The organism is Actinotalea ferrariae (assembly GCF_019733465.1).
Classification (GTDB): Bacteria; Actinomycetota; Actinomycetes; order Actinomycetales; family Cellulomonadaceae; genus Actinotalea; species Actinotalea ferrariae_A.
This window is the reverse complement of the sequence record NZ_JACVQL010000367.1, coordinates 1-2496: the sequence shown is the minus strand read 5'-3', so window position 1 is coordinate 2496 and position 2496 is coordinate 1. Positions and strand designations below refer to the sequence as shown.

2 protein-coding genes are annotated in these 2496 nt (G+C 73.1%); both read right to left on the bottom strand.

The window, feature by feature from the left end; genetic code table 11:
- Positions 1 to 53 precede the first annotated feature (53 nt).
- Positions 54 to 1409 carry an MFS transporter gene (locus tag ICW40_RS19875; protein ID WP_260459499.1) on the bottom strand — a complete coding sequence of 452 codons (1356 nt, stop codon included), beginning with the start codon at positions 1407 to 1409 and terminating at the stop codon, positions 54 to 56.
- Between the two features lie 160 nt (positions 1410 to 1569).
- A complete protein-coding gene (locus ICW40_RS19870) occupies positions 1570 to 2181 on the bottom strand; it encodes a hypothetical protein (protein WP_221655710.1) in 612 nt (203 codons plus the stop codon).
- Between the last annotated feature and the right edge of the window lie 315 nt (positions 2182 to 2496).

Genomic DNA, 2496 nt, shown 5'->3' with positions numbered 1-2496 from the left:
TGCCGCGCCGGGGCGTCGTCGTGCGCTCGAGGTTCGCGGCGGGACCTCGCGGCCTACCGGCTCGCGACGGACTCCACCCTGTCGCGCGGCATCGCGACGACGGCGATCGCGGTCGCCGCTGCGACCGCCGCGACGGCGACGAACACCGCGGTCGCCGCGCCGCCGAAGAGGTCGGGCGCCTCGAACGCGTCCTGGCCGGCCATGCGCGCGTTGACGACGGCGCCGAGCGCGGCGATGCCGACCGCGCTGCCCATCGAGCGGGCGAAGAGGTTCGCGCCCGTGACGACGCCGCGCTCGCCCCAGTCGACGCTCGACTGCGCGGCGATGAGCGACGGCGCCGCGACGAGGCCCATGCCGATCCCGATGGCGAAGCAGCACGCCGCGACGACGGCGATCGACGGCGACCGCGAGAGCAGCGCGAACGCCGCCGTGCTGAGCACGACCACGACGATCCCGATGAGGACCGTCGAGCGGAAGCCGATCCGCAGGTAGAGGCGTCCCGCCTGCGACGCCGCGAGCGGCCAGCCGAGCGTCATCGCGGCGAGCGTGAGCCCGGAGACCAGCGGCGAGACGTCGAGCAGCGCCTCGAGCCAGGTCGGCACGTAGGACGTGAGGCCGATGAGGATAACGCCGACGCCGACCGAGATGAGGGCCGTCGTCGCGAGCAGGCGCCGCGACAGCACCCACAGCGGCAGCACGGGCTCGGCCGCGCGGCGCTCGACCAGCACGAACCCGACGAGCATCGCGACGCCGACGGCGATCGCGCCGATGCTGCGCGGGTCCGTCCAGGCCCAGGCGTTGCCGCCCTCGAGCAGCGCGAGGATCAGCAGGGTCGAGCCGACCGTGAGCAGCCCGCCGCCGGCCCAGTCGATGCGGTGCCGCTCGCGCTGGACGTCCTCGTGCAGGTGGCGGACCAGCAGCCACGCGGCCAGCACGCACAGCGGGATGTTGACGAAGAAGATCCAGGTCCAGTCGAGGAACTCGGAGAAGAGGCCGCCGAGCGTCGGACCGACGACGGACGAGATGGCCCACACGCTCGCGATGTAGCCCTGGGCCTTGGCGCGCTCGGCGACCGTGTAGATGTCGCCCGCGATGGTGATCGCCATCGGCTGGACGGCGCCCGCGCCGAGGCCCTGGATCGCGCGGAACGCGATGAGGGCGGGCATCGACCAGGCGAGCCCGCACAGGATCGAGCCGAGCAGGAAGAGGCCGACGCCGACGAGGATCACGGGCTTGCGCCCGACGGTGTCGGCGAGCTTCGAGTAGATCGGCACGGAGACTGCCTGCGTCAGCAGGTAGACCGAGAAGAGCCAGGGGAACGACGAGAACCCGCCGAGGTCCGCGACGATCGTCGGGACGGCCGTGGCGAGGATCGTCGCGTCGATGGCGACCAGGCCGGTCGTCACCATGATCGCGATGAGGATCGGCCCGCGCTTCGAGCGGAAGCCGACGCCGTCCTCGTAGGTGGAGGTCGTCGTCTGCCTGGTGCTCGCCACGGACGGGGTCAACCCCGGGCGGTCGCGCGGCATTCCGGGAGTGGTGCGGCTGCGGGGACGGGTCGGCGGCGGGTCACTGCCGGGGTGTGAACAGCCACGGATCCGTGAGGTCGAGGAACGTCGGCTCGCCCTCGGTCAGCTCCGCCATCTCGGCCATCTGCTGCTGCATCTCCTCGGGCATCTCCTTGGCCTCGTTCTCGCGCGCCTCGGCCTCGGACGTGAACCAGATGACCGTCGTCCACGTGCCGTCGTCGTGGCCGATGCTCAGGCTGCCGAGGACATCCGGGCGGGCCGCGGACGGGTCGTCCGGACGCCGCGACATGAGCTCCTCGACGCGGTCGGAGTCCGTGGTGCGGACCTGGATGACCTGGACGAAGCCGGCCTGGTCCGGGTCGCCGACGACGTCCTCGACCACCCGGGAGCTCTCGACGAACGTCGGCGTGCCCTCGAAGAACTCGGCCGTCTCGGCCCACCACGCCTTCTGCTTCGGCTGGTCGTTGTTCTCGCGCGCCGCCTCCTCGGACTCGAAGCGCGCCACGTTGATCAGCTGGCCGTCCTGCGTGACGCCGGCCGTGGCGCCGAGCAGGCCGACGCTGGTGCGGCTGAGCTCCTCCGCCCACCGGTCGAGCTCGGCGCGCACCTGCTCCGGGTGGCGGACCTTCCCCTGGACGATCTGCACGAACATGTGAGCTCCTCGAGGCGACGTCGGTGGATTCGACGGTAGGTCGCGTCGCGGACGACGGCGACCGGGACGGCTGTAGGCGGGCCGCAGCGCCGCGAGCGGGGCGTGCGCTAGCGTGCCGACCGCCGAACCCGGCAAATCGGGCGATGGGCAGACGGCGCAGCGAGGGGGCAGGTGACGGAGCGGTGACGGACGCGGACGACGCTCGGCGAGGCCCGGTGGACCCGGACGGCGCAGGGCGCGGCCCGGTGGGGCCGGACGACGCCGAGCCGCGCGACGTCCTCGACGCCGCCGCCCCGCCCGCGCGGCGCTCGCTGT

Bases quoted from the DNA above. Each gene is read 5' to 3' on its own strand.
- ICW40_RS19870 (WP_221655710.1), bottom strand. From the start codon at position 2,181: ATGTTCGTGCAGATCGTCCAGGGGAAGGTCCGCCACCCGGAGCAGGTG.
- ICW40_RS19875 (WP_260459499.1), bottom strand. From the start codon at position 1,409: ATGGTGACGACCGGCCTGGTCGCCATCGACGCGACGATCCTCGCCACG.